The organism is uncultured Porphyromonas sp. (assembly GCF_902489635.1).
Lineage (GTDB): Bacteria > Bacteroidota > Bacteroidia > Bacteroidales > Porphyromonadaceae > Porphyromonas.
On record NZ_CABUAN010000008.1, the window covers coordinates 1 to 21,116 of the forward strand.

17 protein-coding genes are annotated in these 21,116 nt (G+C 53.8%); 11 read left to right on the top strand and 6 right to left on the bottom strand.

Annotated elements, in window-relative coordinates; genetic code table 11:
• Window positions 1-451: 451 nt before the first annotated feature.
• Window positions 452-2,248: a 30S ribosomal protein S1 gene (gene rpsA, locus RDM37_RS02770; RefSeq protein ID WP_299366724.1), complete on the bottom strand. Its 1,797-nt coding sequence runs from the start codon at window positions 2,246-2,248 to the stop codon at window positions 452-454.
• A gap of 518 nt (window positions 2,249-2,766) precedes the next feature.
• Here rpsA and RDM37_RS02775 point away from each other — a divergent pair.
• The 11 genes from RDM37_RS02775 (at window position 2,767) to RDM37_RS02825 (ending at window position 15,999) form a co-directional block, all read left to right on the top strand.
• Entirely contained in the window at window positions 2,767-3,405 is a 639-nt protein-coding gene (locus RDM37_RS02775) for a 50S ribosomal protein L25/general stress protein Ctc (RefSeq protein ID WP_308554799.1), read from the top strand.
• 317 nt (window positions 3,406-3,722) lie between these two features.
• Window positions 3,723-4,304: a superoxide dismutase gene (locus RDM37_RS02780; RefSeq protein WP_308554801.1), complete on the top strand. Its 582-nt coding sequence runs from the start codon at window positions 3,723-3,725 to the stop codon at window positions 4,302-4,304.
• Between the two features lie 138 nt (window positions 4,305-4,442).
• Window positions 4,443-5,441: a malate dehydrogenase gene (locus tag RDM37_RS02785; protein ID WP_308554803.1), complete on the top strand. Its 999-nt coding sequence runs from the start codon at window positions 4,443-4,445 to the stop codon at window positions 5,439-5,441.
• Window positions 5,442-5,695: 254 nt separating this feature from the next.
• Complete coding sequence (gene purH, locus RDM37_RS02790) at window positions 5,696-7,213, top strand: bifunctional phosphoribosylaminoimidazolecarboxamide formyltransferase/IMP cyclohydrolase (RefSeq protein WP_308554805.1); 1,518 nt, start codon at window positions 5,696-5,698, stop codon at window positions 7,211-7,213.
• A gap of 24 nt (window positions 7,214-7,237) precedes the next feature.
• Window positions 7,238-8,260, top strand: coding sequence for a rod shape-determining protein (locus RDM37_RS02795; RefSeq protein WP_308554807.1), 1,023 nt, complete (start codon window positions 7,238-7,240; stop codon window positions 8,258-8,260).
• Window positions 8,261-8,300: 40 nt separating this feature from the next.
• Window positions 8,301-9,176 carry a rod shape-determining protein MreC gene (gene mreC, locus RDM37_RS02800; RefSeq protein WP_308554809.1) on the top strand — a complete coding sequence of 292 codons (876 nt, stop codon included), beginning with the start codon at window positions 8,301-8,303 and terminating at the stop codon, window positions 9,174-9,176.
• Complete coding sequence (mreD, locus tag RDM37_RS02805) at window positions 9,173-9,691, top strand: rod shape-determining protein MreD (protein WP_299369349.1); 519 nt, start codon at window positions 9,173-9,175, stop codon at window positions 9,689-9,691. The genes mreC and mreD overlap by 4 nt, the downstream gene beginning before the upstream one ends.
• A gap of 10 nt (window positions 9,692-9,701) precedes the next feature.
• On the top strand, window positions 9,702-11,558 hold the full coding sequence (locus RDM37_RS02810) for a penicillin-binding transpeptidase domain-containing protein (protein WP_308554811.1): 1,857 nt from the start codon (window positions 9,702-9,704) through the stop codon (window positions 11,556-11,558).
• 15 nt (window positions 11,559-11,573) lie between these two features.
• Window positions 11,574-13,031: a rod shape-determining protein RodA gene (gene rodA, locus RDM37_RS02815; RefSeq protein ID WP_308554812.1), complete on the top strand. Its 1,458-nt coding sequence runs from the start codon at window positions 11,574-11,576 to the stop codon at window positions 13,029-13,031.
• A gap of 519 nt (window positions 13,032-13,550) precedes the next feature.
• On the top strand, window positions 13,551-14,639 hold the full coding sequence (locus tag RDM37_RS02820) for a mannose-1-phosphate guanylyltransferase (RefSeq protein ID WP_308554813.1): 1,089 nt from the start codon (window positions 13,551-13,553) through the stop codon (window positions 14,637-14,639).
• A gap of 16 nt (window positions 14,640-14,655) precedes the next feature.
• Window positions 14,656-15,999, top strand: a complete 1,344-nt coding sequence (locus RDM37_RS02825) for a DUF2851 family protein (RefSeq protein WP_308554814.1) — start codon at window positions 14,656-14,658, stop codon at window positions 15,997-15,999.
• Window positions 16,000-16,198: 199 nt separating this feature from the next.
• Here RDM37_RS02825 and RDM37_RS02830 read toward each other — a convergent pair whose 3' ends face one another.
• The 5 genes from RDM37_RS02830 to RDM37_RS02850 form a co-directional block, all read right to left on the bottom strand.
• The gene (locus RDM37_RS02830) at window positions 16,199-17,638 is read right to left on the bottom strand and encodes a DUF3868 domain-containing protein (protein WP_308554815.1); all 1,440 of its coding nucleotides are present in this window, start codon (window positions 17,636-17,638) and stop codon (window positions 16,199-16,201) included.
• Between the two features lie 38 nt (window positions 17,639-17,676).
• Window positions 17,677-18,288 (bottom strand): DUF3575 domain-containing protein, encoded by a 612-nt coding sequence (locus RDM37_RS02835; protein WP_308554816.1) that lies wholly within the window; start codon window positions 18,286-18,288, stop codon window positions 17,677-17,679.
• A gap of 267 nt (window positions 18,289-18,555) precedes the next feature.
• Window positions 18,556-19,794, bottom strand: coding sequence for an NADH:ubiquinone reductase (Na(+)-transporting) subunit F (nqrF, locus tag RDM37_RS02840; RefSeq protein WP_308554817.1), 1,239 nt, complete (start codon window positions 19,792-19,794; stop codon window positions 18,556-18,558).
• A 21-nt stretch (window positions 19,795-19,815) separates the two neighbouring features.
• Entirely contained in the window at window positions 19,816-20,430 is a 615-nt protein-coding gene (gene nqrE, locus RDM37_RS02845) for an NADH:ubiquinone reductase (Na(+)-transporting) subunit E (RefSeq protein WP_308554818.1), read from the bottom strand.
• A gap of 51 nt (window positions 20,431-20,481) precedes the next feature.
• Complete coding sequence (locus tag RDM37_RS02850) at window positions 20,482-21,105, bottom strand: NADH:ubiquinone reductase (Na(+)-transporting) subunit D (RefSeq protein ID WP_297114699.1); 624 nt, start codon at window positions 21,103-21,105, stop codon at window positions 20,482-20,484.
• Between the last annotated feature and the right edge of the window lie 11 nt (window positions 21,106-21,116).

Below are 21,116 nucleotides of genomic sequence, written 5' to 3' on the forward strand. Positions count from 1 at the left end.
GAATTTTTTATTTCCTACCTGGGAAATAAAAATTCCCCACGTGGAGATTTTGAAATATCCACGTGGAAATCACTTTTCCCCGACACGGCACCGTATCGATATGTAGACGAGCATAAATTATTGTAACGAGCCGACGGCGTCAGACTTCCTGAGACTGTTGCAACAGTCAACAGTCTCACAATCTTGCTTGCAAGATTGTCCTGACTTTGCAGAAAGGATGAAGCGCAAGGCGCTGAGGGTGAGGTCTGAAGGGAGCATACCTCCGTATGTGACCGAAGCCGAATCCCGAAAGCAACACAGCGATTCGCCTTTATGCAATAGTCTCTTCCTTAGATCGGTACCTACTAGATAAGAAGAGAGGTGACGTCCCGACGGGTCATCACCTCTCTTCGTTATTTATTATGGATCGGCTCAGAGGGTGCTAAGCACCGCTCTAGATCTCCACTATCTATTACTCAGCGCTCTCTAGACGCTCCTTGAGAGCAGCTAGCTCGTCAAGGTCTCCTAGGGTAGCACGCTCTACGCTCTGCTGTGTAGCAGCGACAGCGGCAGCGTCACGTACCTGCTGGTTACGCTCTTCGGTAGCAGCCTGACGACGCTCTGCACGCTCAGCATCCTCGTGGATGCGACTGTGAGAGACGATGATGCGCTGCATCTCGGGGTTGAAGTCGAGGATCTTGAAGGGGAGCTTCTCGTCTACTGCGACGCTAGAACCGTCCTCCTTGATGAGGTGCTTAGGCGTAGCAAAAGCCTCAACACCGTAAGGTAGTGCGATGGTGGCACCCTTCTCGTTCATACGAACGACTGTACCCTCGTGGATAGAGCCGATGGTGAACTCCTTAGCGAACTCATCCCAAGGATTCTCCGTAACCTGCTTGTGACCCAGGCTGAGACGACGATTCTCCTTGTCGATCTCCAGTACCTGTACCTCGATCATCTGACCAACCTTGACAAACTCATTGGGGTGCTTGACCTTGCGAGTCCAAGATAGGTCGCTGATGTGGATCAGGCCATCGATACCCTCATCGAGCTCAACGAAGACACCGTAGTTGGTGAAGTTGCGTACGCGAGCCTCGTGGTTAGACCCAACGGGGAAGCGCTGCTCGATGGTCTCCCATGGATCGGGCTTGAGCTGCTTGAGACCGAGGCTCATCTTGCGATCCTCGCGGTCGAGCATGAGGACGACAGCGTCTACCTCCTGACCTACGGTGAGGAACTCCTGAGCACTACGTAGGTGCTGCGTCCAGGACATCTCGCTGACATGGATCAGCCCCTCGACACCTGGGATCACCTCTACAAATGCGCCGTAGTCCGTGATGACGACGACACGACCATGGATGATATCACCCTCCTTAAGGTTAGGATCGAGGGCATCCCATGGATGTGGCATAAGCTGCTTGAGACCGAGAGCGATACGTGTCTTCTCCTCATCAAAGTCGAGGATGACCACGTTGATCTTCTCATCGATAGAGACCACCTCAGAGGGATCTCCGATACGACCCCAAGAGAGGTCGGTAATATGGATCAGACCGTCTACGCCACCGAGGTCGACGAAGGCACCATAAGAGGTGATACCCTTGACGACACCCTCGAGGACTTGACCCTTCTCGAGCTTGGAGATGATCTCCTTCTTCTGCTGCTCGAGCTCTGCCTCGATGAGGACCTTGTGCGATACGACTACGTTGCGATACTCGGGGTTGACCTTGACGATCTTGAACTCCATCGTCTTGTCGACAAAAGCATCGTAGTCCTTGATAGGACGTACGTCGATCTGTGAGCCTGGTAGGAATGCCTCGATGCCAAAGATGTCGACGATCATACCGCCGTTGACACGGCTCTTGATGTAGCCCAGGATGACCTCGTCGTTCTCCTGAGCAGCTGCGATCTTCTCCCAAGCACGAGCTGCACGAGCCTTGCGGTGAGAGAGTTGTAGCTGACCGAAGCGGTCCTCCTTGCTCTCGACAAGTACCTCAACCTCGTCGCCGACCTTGAGATCCTTGTTGTAGTTAAACTCGTTGGCAGAGATGATACCTGCACTCTTGTAGCCAATGTTGACTAGTACCTCGCGCTTGCTGATAGACATGACCTTACCCATGACGACCTCGTTTTCTTTGATTGTCGTCAGAGTCTTGTCATAAATCGCCTCGCGCTCTTTGCGCATCTCCGGAGAGATGTCAGTGTCCTGTGCGTAGCCAGACCAGTCGAAGTCTGTGAGTGGCTGGATACGATCCGTTGGATTGTTACTCATTTAGTAAGTTGTGGTGATTTAATAGGTAAAACTGTATGTATAGTTACTCTGTACAATGGCGCAAAGGTACAAAAATCTTATCTAATAACCAGTTGAGACGTTGCATAAAGGCGAATCGCTGTGTTGCTTTCGGGATTCGGCTTCGGTCACATACGGATGTATGCTCCCTTCAGACCTCACCCTCAGCGCCTTGCGCTTCATCCTTTCTGCAAAGTCAGGACAATCTTGCTAGCAAGATTGTGAGACTGTTGACTTTTGCAACAGTCTCTAGTTGCGCGATCGACGATCTGAAATTCTTTGCCGTTGATTGGTAGAATATTCGTACCTTTGCGGACGGTTTTCCTATGAATCCAATTGTACACCCCCTCTTGCGTGATGGGGATCTTTGGTCTCTAGCGGAGCCGACGAGGCGTCTGACGTTACTGTCTGACATCTGTCACAGAGGCTCTGAGTAGTGCACCACAGTGTAATGGGAGATTAGCGAGACTAATTTTGAGTAACACTAACTATTTGTACTAATGAAGCATTTTAAGCTCAGCGCCACCGTGCGCAAGGCCGACCAGCTCGGCAAGAAAGCCACCAAGGGGCTCCGTCGTGAGGGGCTCGTACCTGTAGTCCTCTACGGAGGTGGCGAGACACAGCACCTCGTCGTCAAGAGCGACGACATCAACAAGCTGATCTACACGCCAGACATCTATCTCATCGAGCTAGACGTCGAGGGCAAGCAGATCAAGGCTGTACTCAAGGATGTACAGTTTCACCCAGTAAGTGACAAGACTCTTCACGCAGACCTCTACGAGGTGAGCGAGGATAAGCCTATCGTCATGAACGTACCTGTCGTACTCGATGGTCACGCAGTCGGTGTTAGAGCCGGTGGTAAGCTGGTACGTGAGAAGCGCAATCTACGCGTACGTGCCACCTACGACAAGATCCCCGAGAATCTAGTTATCGACGTAACTGACCTCAAGCTCGGCAAGACGATCCAGGTGCACGAGCTATCCTTCGAGGGGCTTGAGCTTGTAGACGCTCCACAGGCTGTCGTCTGCGGTGTCAAGCAGACACGTGCCGCTCGTGGCAAGGATGCTGCTGAGGCCGAGCCGGGCGAGACCGAGGAGGAGAGCAGCGAGCACTCCGAGGAGCACAAGGACGCTGAGTAACGCCTCAGTGCGTCCGGCCTCACACTTGAGGAGTCCCTAGCAGTACTTCTTGAGAAGTTGAGTAAAAGAAGAAGACATTCAAGTGTCTAGCAAAGAGAGCCTACAGTCCAAGGATTGTAGGCTCTCTATTATTATATAGTATTGATTAGAGGTTAGAAGCGTGTGACGATTTGCAGAAGATCTCCCTGGGGGGGGGACTTGCAGTTGTGACTCTTTTTATATACCTTTGTGATACTGTCTAAGATAGTAGCTCTAGATGTATGAGCTGCGAGACTAGAGAAGCATTTGTAATACTTAACATAAACAGATAAAGCAACATGACACACGAACTAATAAAGCTCCCCTATGCAAACGATGCACTTGAGCCAGTAATCAGCGCTGAGACGATCCAGTATCACCACGGTAAGCACCTCAAGGGCTACGTAGACACACTCAATAAGCTCCTTCCCGACTCTGACCTGAAGGATGCCTCTCTAGAGGACATCGTCCGCAAGGCTGAGGGCAAGCTGTACAATCAGGCTGGCCAGGTGATGAACCACAACATGTACTTCCTACAGTTTGCGCCTAAGGCTGGCGGTCAGCCCGAGGGTAAGCTCGCTGAGGCCATCAAGCGTGACTTCGGTAGCTTCGAGGAGTTTCAGAAGGCCTTCAACGATGCCTGCACCTCACTCTTTGGCTCAGGCTGGGCTTGGCTAGCTAGTGACAACCAGGGCAAGCTCTCGATAGAGAAGGAGCCAAACGCTGGCAACCCACTACGCAAGGGACTCAAGCCTCTGATGTGCTTCGACGTATGGGAGCACGCTTACTACCTAACTTATCAGAACCGCCGTGCCGACCACGTCAAGGATCTCTGGTCTATCATCAACTGGAAGGAGGTCGCTCGTCGCTACGAGGCTTAGTAAGATAACACTCTAGTGGAGAGATCGGGAGCTAGTGCGTACGACCCTTGCAGGTCTGATGACCGGCTCTCGATCTTTTCCTTTTCTAGACTAGACAGGAGATCGCGTATCAATCATTTCAACAAGTATAAAAACACTATGAGTTTCGTATCACAAGACAAGCTGGTCATCGTCGGCGCTGCCGGCATGATCGGATCAAACATGGCACAGACGGCTGCCATGATGCGCCTCACCCCAAACATCTGCCTATACGACCCCTACGCTAAGGGGCTCGAGGGAGTCTGGGAGGAGATGCGTCACTGTGGCTTCGATGGAATCAATCTAACCTTTACCTCTGACATCGCTGAGGCTCTGCGAGGAGCTAAGTATATCGTATCTTCTGGTGGCGCACCTCGTAAGGAGGGTATGACCCGCGAAGACCTCCTCAAGGGGAACTCCGAGATAGCCGCCGAGCTGGGACGCAACATCAAGAAGTATTGCCCCGACGTAAACCATGTGGTCATCATCTTCAACCCCGCAGACATCACGGGTCTAGTCACGCTGATACACTCAGGCCTTAAGCCTTCACAGGTGACCACCCTTGCTGCGCTCGACAGCACACGTCTGCAGAGCGAGCTAGCTAAGCACTTCGGTCTCCAGCAGAGTCAGGTGACGAACACTCGCACCTATGGTGGTCACGGAGAGCAGATGGCCGTCTTCGCCAGCACAGCCCGCATCGACGGCAAACCCCTGACGGAGCTCATCGGCACCGATCGCCTCACGCATGACCAGTGGGCTGCACTCCAGCAGCGTGTCATCAAGGGCGGTGCAAACATTATCGCACTACGTGGTCGCTCCAGCTTCCAGAGCCCCGCTTACGTCTCCATCGAGATGATTCGCGCAGCTATGGGCGGTGAGCCCTTCCGCTGGCCCGCAGGGTGCTTCGTCAATGACCATCGCTACAAGAATGTGATGATGGCGCGCGAGACGACCATAACTCGTGAGGGCGTAACCTACAAGGAGGTAGAGGGTCTACCCGAAGAGGAGGCTGCTCTAGACAAGAGCTACAAGCATCTAGAGGGTATGCGCGAGCAGATCATCGAGATGGGTGTCATACCTCCCGTAGCTGAGTGGCATAAGGTCAACCCTAACCTATAGGATCTCGTATCGTCTGTCTGGTAAGGCAGCCGTACTCCTCCCGTTACAGGGGTGGAGACACATAATTAGCGGTCACGTGAAGACATTCAGCCTTCACGTGATCGCTTTTTTCTAAAGAACAGCTAGCAAAAAGCTCTCTTTATCCGCTCTTTTTACTACCTTTGTAGCTACTGTAGCTATGACCAACATCTGGCTCTGCTTAGGGGCTACCTAGGAGAGCTGCTATTCACCCTATACCACACGCCACAAGCACTATGACCATAAGACCTATCCGGCGAGCCCTCATATCAGTCTACCACAAGGAGGGCATCGATCGCATCGCACGTATACTACATGCTGCCGAGGTAGAGATCGTCTCCACAGGAGGCACGCAAGAGTATATCGAGTCGCTCGGTATACCCTGTACTCCCGTTGAGTCGCTGACCGCTCTACCCTCTATCCTAGGAGGACGTGTCAAGACACTCCACCCGATGATCTTCGGCGGTATCCTCGCACGGCGAGACAATGCGCATGACGAGGAGCAGGTGGCGCAGTACGCCCTTCCCCTGATAGACCTTGTCATTGTGGACCTATACCCCTTTGCTGAGACGGTCGCTAGTGGTGCCAGCGAGGAAGAGATCATCGAGAAGATTGACATAGGCGGCATCTCCCTCATACGTGCTGCGGCAAAGAACTACCACGACGTGCTCATCTGCTCGCATCGTGATCAGTACGATGGGCTCATCGATCTGCTGGAGCGTGACGGATGTACCACGACGCTCCCCGAGCGGAGGAGCTATGCGCTGCGTGCCTTTGAGGTGACGGCAACCTACGACAGCGATATCTTCAACTACTTCGATGCGGGTGCTCATACGGCACTACATATCTCGGGGCGCAACCCACGGGTCCTACGCTATGGCGAGAACCCTCACCAGATGGGCTTCTACTTTGGGGACTTAGACCACTACTTTGACAAACTACAGGGCAAAGAGCTATCCTACAACAACCTGCAGGATCTAGACGCTGCCGTGCATCTCATACAGGAGTTCGAAGCTCCGACATTTGCCGTGCTTAAGCATACGAACCCGTGCGGTATAGCTTCACGAGAGACGATCTCGGAGGCTTGGCAAGCAGCTTATGAGGCGGACACGGAGTCAGCCTTTGGCGGCATCCTGGTGGCAAATAGAGCGATCGACAAGGAGACGGCAGAGCAGATCTCACACATCTTCTTTGAGGTACTCATCGCGCCAGACTTTGACACCGAAGCTTTGCAGATATTGGGTGAGAAGTCGAAGCGCATCCTCCTCCTACAGAAAGCTCCCCTACCAGACCTAGACAGCATCCGCACAGCTGCGGGTGGCTATCTGGTGCAGACGCCTGACGTCCTCTCCGAGCCAGTCGTCTACACCTCTGTTACGGAGGCTACGCCCACCGAAGATGAGATGGCCGACATACGTATGGCCGAGAGCATCGTCAAGTACTGCAAGAGCAATGCACTGGCTATCGTCCGTGACAGCCAACTACTAGCGACAGGCATCGGTCAGACTTCTCGTGTCTCAGCACTGAGACAAGCAATCCAGAAGGCGCACACCTTTGGCTTTGACCTCAAGGGGGCTGTCCTGGCGAGCGACGCTTTCTTCCCCTTCCGTGATTGTGTGGATCTAGCAGCCGCAGCGGGTATTACGGCTATCGTACAGCCTGGCGGATCGATACGAGACCAGGAGAGCATTGACGCATGCAACGAGCAGGGCATCGCCATGGTGACGACAGGTATTCGCCACTTTAGACATTAATCATTAGTCACAACCAAACGATATATGGGACTATTCAAACTACGACAAGAATTAGCTATTGACCTCGGTACAGCTAATACGATTATAATGAAGGATGGGAAGATCGTCTTCGACGAGCCCAGTGTCATCGCCTTCGATCGGCGCAACGACGAGGTGATCGCCGTGGGTACGAAGGCGCGAGAGATCTATGAGAAGGGTCACGAGTACATTCGCTCCGTGCGTCCTCTCAGAGATGGTGTCATAGCGGACTTTGACGCAGCTGAGAAGATGATCCGAGGCATGGTCAAGCAGATCAATAAGAAGTCGCACTCGCTCTTCTCCCCCTCGCTACGTATGGTGGTCAGCGTGCCTTCGGGTAGTACGGAAGTAGAGATACGCGCCGTCAAGGACTCTAGCGAGCACGCTGGCGGTCGTGACGTCTACATGCTCTATGAGTCGATGGCTGCCGCTATTGGCATCGGCATAGACGTCCTCGCCCCTGAGGGCAACATGGTAGTCGACATAGGCGGTGGTACGACCGAGATAGCAGTCATCTCGCTCGGTGGTATCTCCTCAAAGCAGTCGATACGTGTAGCTGGCGACGAGTTCACCCACGACATCATGGAGTACATGCGCCAGAAGCACAATGTACGTGTCGGCGAGCGTACCGCAGAGCAGATCAAGATCGAGGTAGGTAGCGCTCTGGCTGAGCTAGACAACGCTCCCGAGGACTTTGTCGTCACCAGTGCCGACCTGATGGACTCACTGCCACGACAGATCAATGTATCCTATCAGGAGATCGCTCAGTGTCTCGACAAGTCTATCGTCAAGATCGAGAGTGCTATCCTCAAGACGCTCGAGAGTACGCCTCCTGAGCTCTACTCCGATGTGACGCAAAACGGCATCTCCCTAACAGGCGGTGGCGCACTACTACGCGGTCTGGCGGAGAGACTGACACGTCGCTTCGCGATACAGTTCAACGTCCCCGAGGACCCACTACGCGCTGTGGCTATGGGTACCGACAAGGCACTCAAGAATGTAGATAGTTACAACTTTCTCATTCACTAAAGGGTCGTCCGTGGCGCTATAGTAGTAATAAAAGACAGCAATGCGTCGTCTCCTCGAACTCCTTCGTGCTAACCTGCACTGGGTGCTCCTAGTGGTGTGTGAGGCGATCGCCTTGCTCCTACTCTTTCATGGCAGTCTCTACCACTCATTCGTGGGAGCGGCTGCCAGTTCGTCTGTCGTGGGGAGGATTCACACCGAGGGCGCCCGCTGGCGCTCCTACCTCTCGCTACAGCAGGAGAACCAGCAGCTCACGGCACAGCTGGCGACACTCGAAGGGCGCTACCTCTCCCTACAGAGGCAGTTCGAGTACCTCCTCGCAGACACCGTGGTACCGCAGGTGCTGACGCCTTTAGACTCCTTAGACACCCTCGTTCGGGAGGATCCAAGCTTTACCTTTGTGACAGCACAGGTCGTCAGCTTGACCTATCTCAAGGCAAACAATATGATGACCATAGATCGTGGCGCTCGTGACGGCATCAAGCCTAATATGGGCGTTGTCTCGCAGAGCGGTGTCGTAGGCATCGTCGCTCAGGTGGGGCCTCGCTACGCTACGGTCGTACCGCTCATCAACGAGAGCCTAACCCTCAGCTGCATGACCCTCCGCGAGGGGCATGTAGGAGATCTCTCGTGGCGACAAAAGCTCTCCCCCACGGAGGGCATCGTGCGGGGCTTGCCTAAGCATGCGCATCTAGCCGTCGGTGATACGCTCGTGACGAGTGGCTACTCCGCCATCTTTCCCCCAGGCATGATGATCGGCAGACTAGAGGGCGAAGGCGCCGAGGGCACGCCCCTGACCTATCGTAAGGAGCTACCAGTGCTCCTAGCGACAGACTTCGGGCAGCTACACCACGTCTATGTGATAACGGGTGGCGATGCGATCAATCTAGAAGAGCAAGAGCGTAAAGAGGAGCTATGAGACTACAAATGATATGGACCACCCTAGGCATCGTGCTGCTGGTACTGCTACAGGTGGAGGTCTTTAACTACATACAGCTCTTTCGCTATGCGACCCCATCGGTCTATCTCTTTGCGCTGCTACTCTTTAGCGTAGATACGCCGAGAGAGTGGCTCACACTCATCGGAGCTCTCGTCGGTCTCTCCGTCGACCTCCTCAGTGGCACCCCCGGACTGCACATGGCCGCCTTGACACTCGTCGGCTTCCTGCGCAACTACCTCCTAGCTCCCGTCGTAGACATCGAGAGCAACCTACACCGCGCACCCTCCATGCGCATACATGGCTTGGGCATCTGGCTCGTCATCCTAGAGATGGTCGCGATCCATCAGTTTGTCCTCTTCACGCTAGACTCTCTAGGCGGCTTCGACTGGGAGTACTACGCTCTGCGGATGGGTAGCAGTATGCTCCTGACCTATCTCATCGTGATGATCCTGCAGATGCTCTTCCTAGAGCACCTACCACGGCATCAGAGCTAGCGGATCAACTATGGAGCGTCCACGCCATCGACTACGCATCGCCGTCCTCCCGATGATCGCCATAGGCATCGTCGTGCTATACGTCATACGGCTCGGCTACCTGCAGCTCGTCAGCTCTGAGTACAAGGAGCGCGCCATGCGCAATGCTCTATATGAAGAGGTCATCTTCCCCGATCGAGGTGTCATCTATGACCGCAAAGGGACACTACTCGTCTACAACGAACCAGCCTACGACCTCCTCGTCACTACCAAAGAGCTAGCCGACACTCTCGACACGCCTCTGCTCGCCAACCTCCTGCACACCTCCGAGACAGAACTACAGGAGCGCATGGCGGCACTACGAGACCGCTCCATCAATCCCGGTTACTCGCCCTTTACGCCACAGCTCTTCTGGTCACAGCTCACCAGTGAGGAGGCGGGATTCATACAGGAGCAGCTCTTCCGTCTACCAGGCTTCACACTCCGCCCCCGCGCTGTGCGTCGCTCCGACCAGCCCAATGCCGCCCTGCTACTCGGTTACCTAGGCGAGTCTAGTCCTGAGGAGCTCAAAACCGACAGCACCCTCGCGCTCGGTCAGTACGTCGGCAAGAGCGGCGTAGAGCGCACCTACGACAAAACCTTGCGGGGACGCAATGGTGTCAACCTCTTACTTCGAGATGCCCGTGGTAGGATCCAAGGAAGCTACAACGACGGAGCCGACGACATAGAGGCAATTCCAGGCGAAGACCTAACCCTCAGCATCGATATAGGGCTGCAGAGCCTAGGCGAAAAGCTCCTGCAGGGCAAGCGTGGTGCCATCGTCATGATCGAGCCCAAGAGTGGCGAAGTGCTCTGCCTCGTCTCATCGCCCACTTACGACGTGCGAATGCTGCAAGGCAAGGGCTTAGGCAAGGCGCATCAGCAGCTCGTACTACAGGAGGGCAAGCCGCTCTTCAACCGTGCCATCATGGGTACCTACCCCCCGGGCTCTACCTTCAAGCCCGCCATGGGTGCCTTGATGCTTCAGGAGCGTCTCGTCACTCCCTCCACGCTCCTTTCCTGCGCTCGGGGCTATCCTCGTATGCGTGGACGACCCGCCTGCCACGGACACGCCTCTCCGCTCAATCTGCGCAGTGCCCTGACCACCTCCTGCAACGCTTACTTCTGCTGGGGACTGCACTTCCTACTAGACGACCGCAAGCGCTACCCCAGCGTGCAGGATGCGCTCAATAAGTGGCGCGACTATATGGTAGACTTTGGCTTCGGATACAAGCTCGGCATCGACATCGCAGGCGAGAACCGTGGCTTCATACCCAATAGCTCCGTCTACGACCGCGTATATAGCCGCTGGAACTCCTCCACCATCATCTCCCTCTCCATCGGTCAGGGCGAGGTGCTCCTCACTCCGCTACAGATGGCAAACCTCGCGGCCATCATCGCCAATAGAGGCTACTACTACAAGCCCCACGTCGTCCGCAAGATCGAGCACACCCCACTAGACTCCGTCTATAGGACTCCCCACCATACGGTCGTGTCGCCAGGTTACTGGGAGGAGATCGCACAGGGGATGCATGGTGCCGTCCTAGCGGGTACCTGCCGTCGGGCAAACTTTGCCCCAGGCGAAATCAACGTATGCGGTAAGACCGGCACCGCCGAAAACCGCTTTGGCAAAGACCACTCCGCCTTCATCGGCTTCGCTCCCCTCGAAGACCCCAAAGTGGCCATCAGCGTCTATGTTGAGAACGGAGGCTTCGGAGCCACCTACGGCGTACCCATCGGGCGCGTCATGATGGAGTATTACCTACGCGATGGCGAACTCTCGGGAGCCTCCCAAGCTATCGTGGAGCAGATCAGCCGACAAAAGATCCTCTACACACACGACACCTAAGAATCAACAAGCAGCATGCCATACCTTAGCAAGCAACGACGTAGCAACCTCCTGATGCGCCTCGACTGGCCGCTCATCATCCTCTATCTCCTGATGGTGGCTGGGGGGTGGCTGGCAATCTGTGGTGCTACGTACGACTTCACACCGGGGCATCTCCTAGAGATGGGAGGCCGACCGATGCAGCAGCTTATATGGATCTCTCTAGCACTGGTACTAGGCGGCGTCGTGCTCCTCATCGACGAAGATCTTTTTGAGTCTGGAGCGCCCTACTTATACATCTTCTTTATACTCCTGCTCATCGTGACTGCCATCGTAGCACCTGATATCAAAGGCTCCCGCTCGTGGCTCGTCATAGGGCCTGTCAGGGTGCAGCCCGCTGAGTTTGCCAAGCTTGGTACCGCTCTGATGCTCGCCTACTGGCTCAATCGCCCCGAATTCAAGCTCACCACCCTGCGGGGCTATCTAGAGGTCTTTGCGATCATACTCTTGCCCATGGCGATCATCATCCTACAGAGCGAGACAGGGTCGGCACTCGTCTTCTGCGCCTTCTTCCTAGCACTCTATCGTGAAGGCCTCTCAGGTGCCTTCCTCCTACTCGCCTCGCTAGCGGTGATGCTCTTTGTGGTGGCACTCATGCTGGCCGACGTGAGCTGGGGTGCTACTGACGCTAGTCGCCTCCTCATCTGTAGCATCATCTCAGTAGCTACGATCCTCTACCTCAGTAGCATCGTACGGTGGAAGCAGCGTGAGCGACGCATCTTATGGATCGTCACCACCATCTACTTCGTCGGCATGTACATCTCTCTGCGCTGGCTGCAGATCGACTACAGCTATGTCGCGCTGATACTGATGAGCTGCATCATCCTCTTCTGCTTCGTTCGCGCCCTGCTGCACTACTCCCGCTCCTACCTCTTGGTCGGCTTAGCCAGCTTAGGCTTGCTCGCCTTCTCGCTCTCCGTCGAGTACGTCTACAACGACATCCTCGCACCGCACCAGCAGATGCGTATAGCGGTTTCTCTAGGCATCGAGCAGGACCCACGCGGTGCTGGGTACAATGTGGATCAAGCCAAGATCGCCATCGGCTCAGGCGGACTTACGGGCAAAGGGTTCCTCCAGGGCACTCAGACAAAGCTCAAGTATGTTCCCGAGCAAGACACCGACTTCATCTTCTGTACCATCGGTGAGGAGCAAGGCTTTGCGGGCTCCGTCGGTCTGCTCCTCCTCTTCCTCGCTATGATCCTACGCATCATGTGGCGAGCGGAGCGACACCCCTCCACCTTCGGTCGAGTCTATGGCTACTGCCTAGCGTGCGTTTTGATCTTTCACCTCATGGTCAATGTAGGGATGGTGCTGGGGCTGGTACCCGTCATCGGCATCCCGCTCCCCTTCTTTAGCTATGGGGGCTCCTCGCTTTGGGGCTTCTCGCTCATGCTCGCCATCTTCCTCAAGATCGACGCTTCGGGTAAGCGGTAGCCACACCTCCCCCCTTCTCCAAAAACTTCACCCGCCGAAAGACCCAGCATACGAATAGCCACGTGGGGAACCTCAAGTTCCACGTGGCTATTTTTTATTCTCCACGTAGGCGAGAAAAAATTCCTCCGAAGTTTCATTTGATTCCTCCGAAGTTTCATTTCATTCTTCCGAAGTTTTATTTCGTCCCTACGTGGAGAATCTTTATTTCCCACGTCGGGATCGTTTCGCCCCTCCCTTGGGATTTTTTCGTTCGAACGCAGGTGGGATATTTTGTCCCATCAGTATGGGACGACCATTCCGAGCTATTCGCCCTATTATAAAGGTTTGCCAAGCCCACGCAACCCGCGGTCGAAACGCACACCAGTATCGAGAGTCGGAGGGTGTCCATCTCCGTTAACCTCTCAATGCTGTAACCTGTGACACAACGGACGCAGAATAAGCCGAGGAAGCCTCTTTCATTGCGTGGCACCCTTTTTATTAGTAGCTTTGTAACAACAAACTCAAGACAACTCAACTCTCATGGAGCATTACTATTGTGTCATCATGAGTGGCGGGGTGGGAAGTCGCTTTTGGCCTATCTCACGTCAGTCACGACCCAAGCAATTTCTAGACTTCTTCGGTACGGGGAGTTCACTCCTACAGGATACTTACAAGCGGTTCCTGCGGATCGTCCCTAAGGATCACATCTACATCGTCACCCATGCCGACTATGTCGACCTAACTCTCGAGCAGCTCCCAGAGCTCAAGCGTGACCAGATCCTCACCGAGCCTCTACGACGCAACACAGCTCCATGTATCGCCTACGCATGCTACCATATCCAGCAGCGAGACCCGAAGGCGTCGATCGTAGTAGCGGCTTCGGACCATGTCATTATGAACGAGGACAACTTCGTCCAGACGGTCAGCCAGGCACTTCACTTTTCGTCACTACATCCTTACCTCCTGACGCTAGGCATCAAGCCCACGGCTCCCGAGACGGGATACGGATACATACAGGTGGATTCTAGTGAAAAGCCTCTCGACGGGCAATATCACAAGGTCAAGGTCTTTACCGAAAAGCCCAATCGTGAGATGGCCGAGATATTTGTTTCCTGTGGCGAGTTCCTCTGGAACAGCGGTATGTTCGTCTGGCATGTCAAGACGATCCTAGATGCTTTTGCCAAGTATATGCCCGAGGTGAGCAGACTCTTTACCGAGCGGGCTAGCGACTTCGGCACTGACCGTGAGCGGGAGGCGATCGAGGAGATCTACCCCTACTGCCCCAGTATATCGATCGACTACGGGGTTTTGGAAAAAGCGGACAACGTGCTGGTCACGCCCGCTACCTTTGGCTGGGCTGACCTAGGCACCTGGGGCGCGCTCTATGACCAGAGCTCCAAGGATCAGACGGGCAATGTGACAAATCACGAGAAGACCCGATTTTACGAGTCAATGAATAATATCCTCTACATCGATGACCCAGACCTGCTAGCAGTCGTGCAGGGCGTCGACGACTGTATCATCGCTAAGCATGGCAACGTGCTGCTCATCTGCAAGCGTGAGGCGGAGCAGAGTATCAAGAACTATGTCACCGATGTGGAGATAGAGTCTGGACAGGACTACATCTGATCTGACCAAATAGACGATGCAGGAGACGTGGCTACACCAGATATGGGGCAATAGGCTCTACGAGTCGCTCACCTTCGAGCCACACCCCTGCATCCCCGAGGGGGTGACGCCGATCGTCATCGACCCAGGGCGATACAATACCAATGGCGGGCCCGACTTTAGCAATCTCAAGCTGCGTATAGGCTCCCTGACCTGGGCGGGGAATGGCGAGATACATTGTCATGCGACAGACTGGCTACGCCATGGGCACCAGCTAGACCCGGCCTACAATAATGTATTGTTACATATCGTACTGCAGGACGATGGCCCCATCTCTCTGCAGGCTGGCACGCCACCTATCACCTGCCGTATGCAGATCAACCCTGACTTGCTGGCCATAGCGCAGCAACTCACCGAGGCTCCGCAGATACCTCGCTGTGGGGAGGCTTGTAACCAGCTACCCGAGGAGGTGCAGGCCGACTGGTTTGCACAACTTACACGCGAACGACTGGACAAGAAGTGCGAGCAGATAGAGGCGGCGATGAGCTTTTTCAAGGGAGATATAGCAGCGGTGACCCATCTCTTCCTAATGCGCTACCTAGGGGGGAAGGTGAATAATGACGCTTTCGAGCAGATCGCTCGCCAGCTCTCTCCGTCGATCCTGCTCAAGCACAAGACTTCGACGCTAGCCCTCGAGGCTCTACTACTAGGTATGGGCGGACTGCTAGAGAGTGACCCGATATCCCCAGAGGTAGACCAGTATAGGGAGCAACTGCGTGAAGAGTTTACCTTCCTAGCACATAAGTACCACCTGTTTCCCCTACCGCCAGGCACCATCCGTATGCTACGGCTGCGCCCGAGTGCCTTCCCGCATCGTCGGCTTGCCTACCTTGCAGCACTATACTACCGTAGTGACAATCTGCCGGGAGAGCTACTCCGCACATCCTCTCTGGCTCATCTCGAGCAGCTACTCACCGTCACGCCCACCGACTACTGGCAGCGACACTACCACTGGGGGAGCGAGACGGATGCTCAGCTTGGCACCATAGGGCGAGCGACCATCGAGAGCATTGCAATCAATGTGGTCATACCGCTCCAGTACTACCTCACACAGGAGCGTGACCTGCTCGGGCTCTCCCTAGCGAGCGACTCGCTGATGAGTGCACACGACCTCCCCGCGGAGCGCAACAGCGTCGTGCGTCGCTTCGTCCATGAGGGGCTGCGCCCCCGCAGTGCTTACGACTCGCAGGCACTGCTGCAGCTCTACGGGAGCTACTGCGAGCCGCGTCGCTGCTGGCTGTGTCCCGTAGGGCGTACGCTCCTACAGAGCTATGGTGCCATGACCCTACCGCCCTCTGTCGGGGAGGCAACCCACAAATAAGGCACCCCACACCTCTACAAGCACCCTGTGACATCCGGAGACTGTTGCAAAAGTCAACAGTCTCCTTAGAGCTATCCAAAGGTATTGATCTCGTAAAACAAAAGAAGCACCTCCGTCAGGATGAGCGAAGTCGTCCTAACGGAGGTGCCTTATCTGAATGATACTTATCAGCTCAGTGACAAGTATCGACTGTCAACTATTAGTTGAAGTAAAGCTTCTCAGCCTCAGCCTTGCGACCCATCATATCGAGTGCGATAGCTGTGGGTAGCTTAGCACGACTGTCAGACTGAATGGTAGAGAGTACTCGGTAAGCTTCCTTAGCATTCTTGTCGTACTGAAGGAGCGCATTGGCATAGTTGAGCTTAGCAACAGGGTCCTTAGCGTTTTGCTCATAAGCCGTGCGATAGATAGCTACAGGGTTCTCGCCCTTTGCCACCTTCTGATTAGCTAGCGTATAGAGCTCACTGAGGCTTAGCAGCTTAGAATTGGTTGAGTAGATGCGTGCCAGCTCAGAGACCTCAAAGGGACGTACCCGATAGCTCATCGTAAAGGTTGTGCGACGAAGCTTAGGATAGTAGTTGTCGAGAAGGTCGCGATAAACCTTGCCACCATCGAGAGCCTTGATGTCTGCCTCACGCGGTGTGTCTGTATCGTACTTATCGATAATGTCTAGTATCGTCTGACGCTCAGGCATACTGCTAGCATCTACGAGCTTGCGTAGACCATCCCAGTCCTCGCCCTTGCCCTCAGCAACGACCTCGACCTTATTGAAGAGTGCCTTGTGAGCTCCCTTGACATAGTTATAGAGGGTCTTGGTACGACGATCAGAGAGTGCTAGGTTGTAGTCAAAGGGTGCCTCAGGAGATGCATAACCATAGATGTATACGGTGTGTAGCTCAGCGCCCTCGATCTTGGTTGCCTTCTTTACGAACTCATCGAGACGTGCTAGCTCAGCAGCATTGTTCTTGAAGTCCTTGCGAAGGTCGTGCTTGGCGACGACGAACTGAACATTCGCATCAAAGCTCTCGGCGTACTCCTTGAAGGCTGTAGCAGCAGGCTCTATGTAGTTGTACTTATAGTATTCAGGACCAAAGGCTGGGATAGACTGTGGATCGCCTTGTGCTAAGAGTGTACCCTTAGGGCAGTTACCACAGCTATAAGTATCGATCTCTAGCTCCATGTGTCCGTTAGCCATCCAGCTCTCGAAGGGACGCTCGTAGACCATGTGTGGTAGATCCTTGATGCCTCGTGCATAGACAGAACCCTCGGGGCGTGAGTATATCTCCTTAACTAGTGAATCACTGTTGTAGAGGTTGTGCTGACGCTTGATGATCTTGTAGCGAGCATTGCCAGCTACATAGATGTTGGGTAGTCTTAGGGACTTACTTCTGTCTGCAGAGACGTAAACAGGAGTAATGCGTACGAGCTGCTGTGAGCGTACATTGGCATAGGGAGCCGCATCTAGATTGATGCATAGTACATTGCGCTCTATGTCACGTGTGATAGTGCAGTGCTCTGCTGATAAAGCAATCGTCTGAGTCTCCTCCGCCTTGGAATATTGCTGAGCACATAGTGTCCCTCCGACGGTAAATAGTAGCGTCGAGAGGAGTATGAGTAAGCGGGATATCTTGATATTCATAGTCTTTGTGTCTGTATTATTAGATGTGCTACTGACGATTACTTAAAGAAGAAGACGTACGAGATCGTAGCCTTCGTAGGTCCGACATAGTTGGCTTTGCCCTCATCGACCTTAGTACCACAGCGCTGGCAGGGGTACTTGTCATATAGTATACGAGCATAACCTGCACCGAGAGAGAACTCGAGCGAAGAGCGCGTCGAGAGTACCCACTGGTAGCCTACGCTGAGACCACCTCCGTAGAACCACCCTTCGTAGCGGTGATCCTTCATGACAGACTCTTTGTTTTCCAAGATGAGGGGATAGGGGATGTTGACCCCGCCTACGTTCATCTGACCTACATGTCCATGTAGACCAAGGAACCATCCATTGAAAACATCGCAGAACCAGTAGCGAAGCTCTGGTTGAGCCATCCAGTGTGCCCATTTGGTCTCACTGTAGTTGGGCTTGCCCGCATCCAGGTTGAAGACGAACGAGTTCCAACCGAACTGGGTGTCTAGGGTAAACTTCTTGCCCATAGCGAACTCGAGTGAGAGGTTGGGCGTAAGGAGGGCATCATAAGCGAAGTTGTGCTTGAGAGCAACTTGCTGTGCCGTGGCCGCGAATCCAATGGTGAGAACGAGGCCGATGGTAATCACTATCTTTCGTATCATAGTAGGGTGGTTTAGCTACATTTTTCAACTATTTCTATGGGACAAAGATACGAGTTTTAGCTCAAACAAGCCGAATTGTTAGGGAAAAGAACTTGGCAAAATCGGTATTTCTTTTGACTTTATCGGTATTAATGCTCTTTTCAGACGCGTCAGAGATATAAGAGTTAGCATGAAGAAGGCGACAGCGTACAACCCCGATCATCGGGATAACACACCGTCGCCTTGTATCTTTACTCTCATGGACCAACTGGTCGACTCAAGAATATCTTAGCCGAAGTTGTCGTAGTTGATCTGCTCGGGCGGTACGCCTAGGTTGTCCAGCATCTTAATGGCTGCTGCCGACATAGGACCAGGACCGCACATGTAGTACTCGATATCCTCAGGAGCCTCATGATCCTTGAGGTAGTTGTCATAGATGGCTTGGTGGATGAAGCCCGTCAGACCTGTCCAATTGTCCTCAGGCAGTGGTGCCGAAAGCGCAATGTGGAAGGAGAAGTTCGGGAACTCACGCTCGATGGCGCGGAAGTCCTCCTCGTAGAAGATCTCGCTGCGTGAGCGTGCACCATACCAGAAGGAGACCTTGCGAGTCGTATGCTCCGTGAGGAATAGGTGTAAGAGCTGCGCACGTAGCGGAGCCATACCTGCACCTCCACCGATGTAGAGCATCTCGGCATCAGAGTCCTCGTGGATGTGGAAGTCTCCGTAAGGACCGCTCATGGTCACCTTGTCGCCAGGCTTGAGGCTGAAGATGTAAGAGGATGCAATACCTGCGGGTACCTTCTGCCAGGTGTGAGTCACACGATCCATCGGAGGCGTGGCGATACGCACGTTGAGCGTGATGATATTACCCTCGGCAGGATAGTTTGCCATAGAGTAGGCGCGGACGGTCTCCTCAGTATTCTTTGCCGTAAGGCTCCACATATTGAACTTGTCCCAGTCTCCACGGAACTGATCCTCGACTGCGTAGTCGCTGTACTTGACCTCGTACTTAGGGATCTTGATCTGGGCGTAGCTACCGCTCTTGAAGTCCATGTGCTCGCCCTCGGGGAGCTTGACGACAAACTCTTTGATAAAGGTAGCAACGTTCTTATTGGAGATGACTTCGCACTCCCACTCCTTGACACCAAAGACACTCTCAGGGACGATCACCTTCAGATCCTCCTTGACTTTGGTCTGACAGCCGAGACGCCAGTGTGCCATCTGCTCTTTGCGAGAGAAGAAGCCCTTCTCTGTGGCGAGGATCTCTCCCCCACCCTCTACGACACGACAGCGACACTGTCCACAGCTACCGCTACCGCCACAGGCACTAGAGAGGAAGATGCCTTCGTTCTGTAGCGTACTGAGGAGCGTACCGCCCATCGGCACCTCTAGATCCTTGACATCATTGACATTGATATGTACATTGCCAGAGGGAATGAGCTTACTCTTAGCTACTAGGAGTACCACGACGAGGAGCAGTACAACCAGCAGGAAGACCGCTACACTCGAGACTATTATTAAGGTCATTTGATCCATATCTGTAGGCGATTAGAGTTTGACACCTGAGAAGCTGAGGAATGCGATACCCATCAGACCAGTGACGATGAGCGTGATACCAAATCCTCTCAGAGGCTTCGGTATGTTACTATAAGCTAGACGCTCACGGATAGCTGCCAGGCCGACGATAGCGAGCATCCAACCGATGCCAGATCCAAGGCCATAGACAGTTGCCATACCTGTATTGATGAAGTCACGCTGCTGCATAAAGAGCGAGCCACCGAGGATCGCACAGTTCACAGCGATGAGCGGTAGGAAGATACCGAGCGAGTTGTATAGCGAAGGGCTGTAACGCTCCACGACCATCTCTACCAGCTGTGTAAAGGAGGCGATGACGGCGATGAAGACGATAAGCGATAGGAAGCTCAGATCGACTGAAGCGAACTCCGTCCCGAGCCAGCTCAGTGCTCCTGCCTTAAAGACGTAGGTCTCCAGGAGGTAGTTGATCGGTAGTGTACAGGTAAGGATAAAAGTTACTGCCAGCCCCAATCCCAGTGAGGTCTTGACGTCTTTGGATACGGCTAGGTAAGAACACATACCTAGGTAGTAGGCAAAGATCATATTGTCGACAAAGATCGACTTGAAAAATAGACTTAGATAATCCATTGCTTAGACTTTAATCTGTGTGTGACCAATGTATTATATGGATTGGAGAGCTTACTGCTCCTGCAGATCCTTGTTTTTACTGCGCTGTATCCATACGATACAAGCGAGGACGATGAGCGCCATAGGAGGCATGATCATCAAGCCGTGATTGACGTAGCCCATATCGTAGAAGGACTGCGGGATAATCTGATATCCGAGTAGTGATCCTCTACCAAGCAGCTCACGGACGAAGCCGATGATCACCAAGACGAGTCCATAGCCCAGTCCATTACCGATACCATCGAGGAAGGAGGCCTTAGGACCATTTGCTAGGGCAAAAGCCTCTAGGCGACCCATCAAGATACAGTTCGTAATGATCAGACCAATGTAGACCGACAGCTCCTTAGAGACATCGTAGACATAGGCCTTGAGCACCTCATTGACGATCGTCACAAGCGCAGCGACCACCACCAGCTGCACGATGATACGGATACGATTAGGTATCGTGTTACGCAGTAGCGATATGATTACGTTCGCAAAGGCGACGACCACCGTCACCGATAGAGCCATCACCAGAGCGGGCTTGAGCTGAGCTGTGACCGCCAGTGCCGAGCATATACCGAGCACCTGTACGGTGACAGGGTTATTCTTATTGAGAGGCCCTAGGAATACCTCTTTATTACTTATCTTACTCATAGCTTAGATTA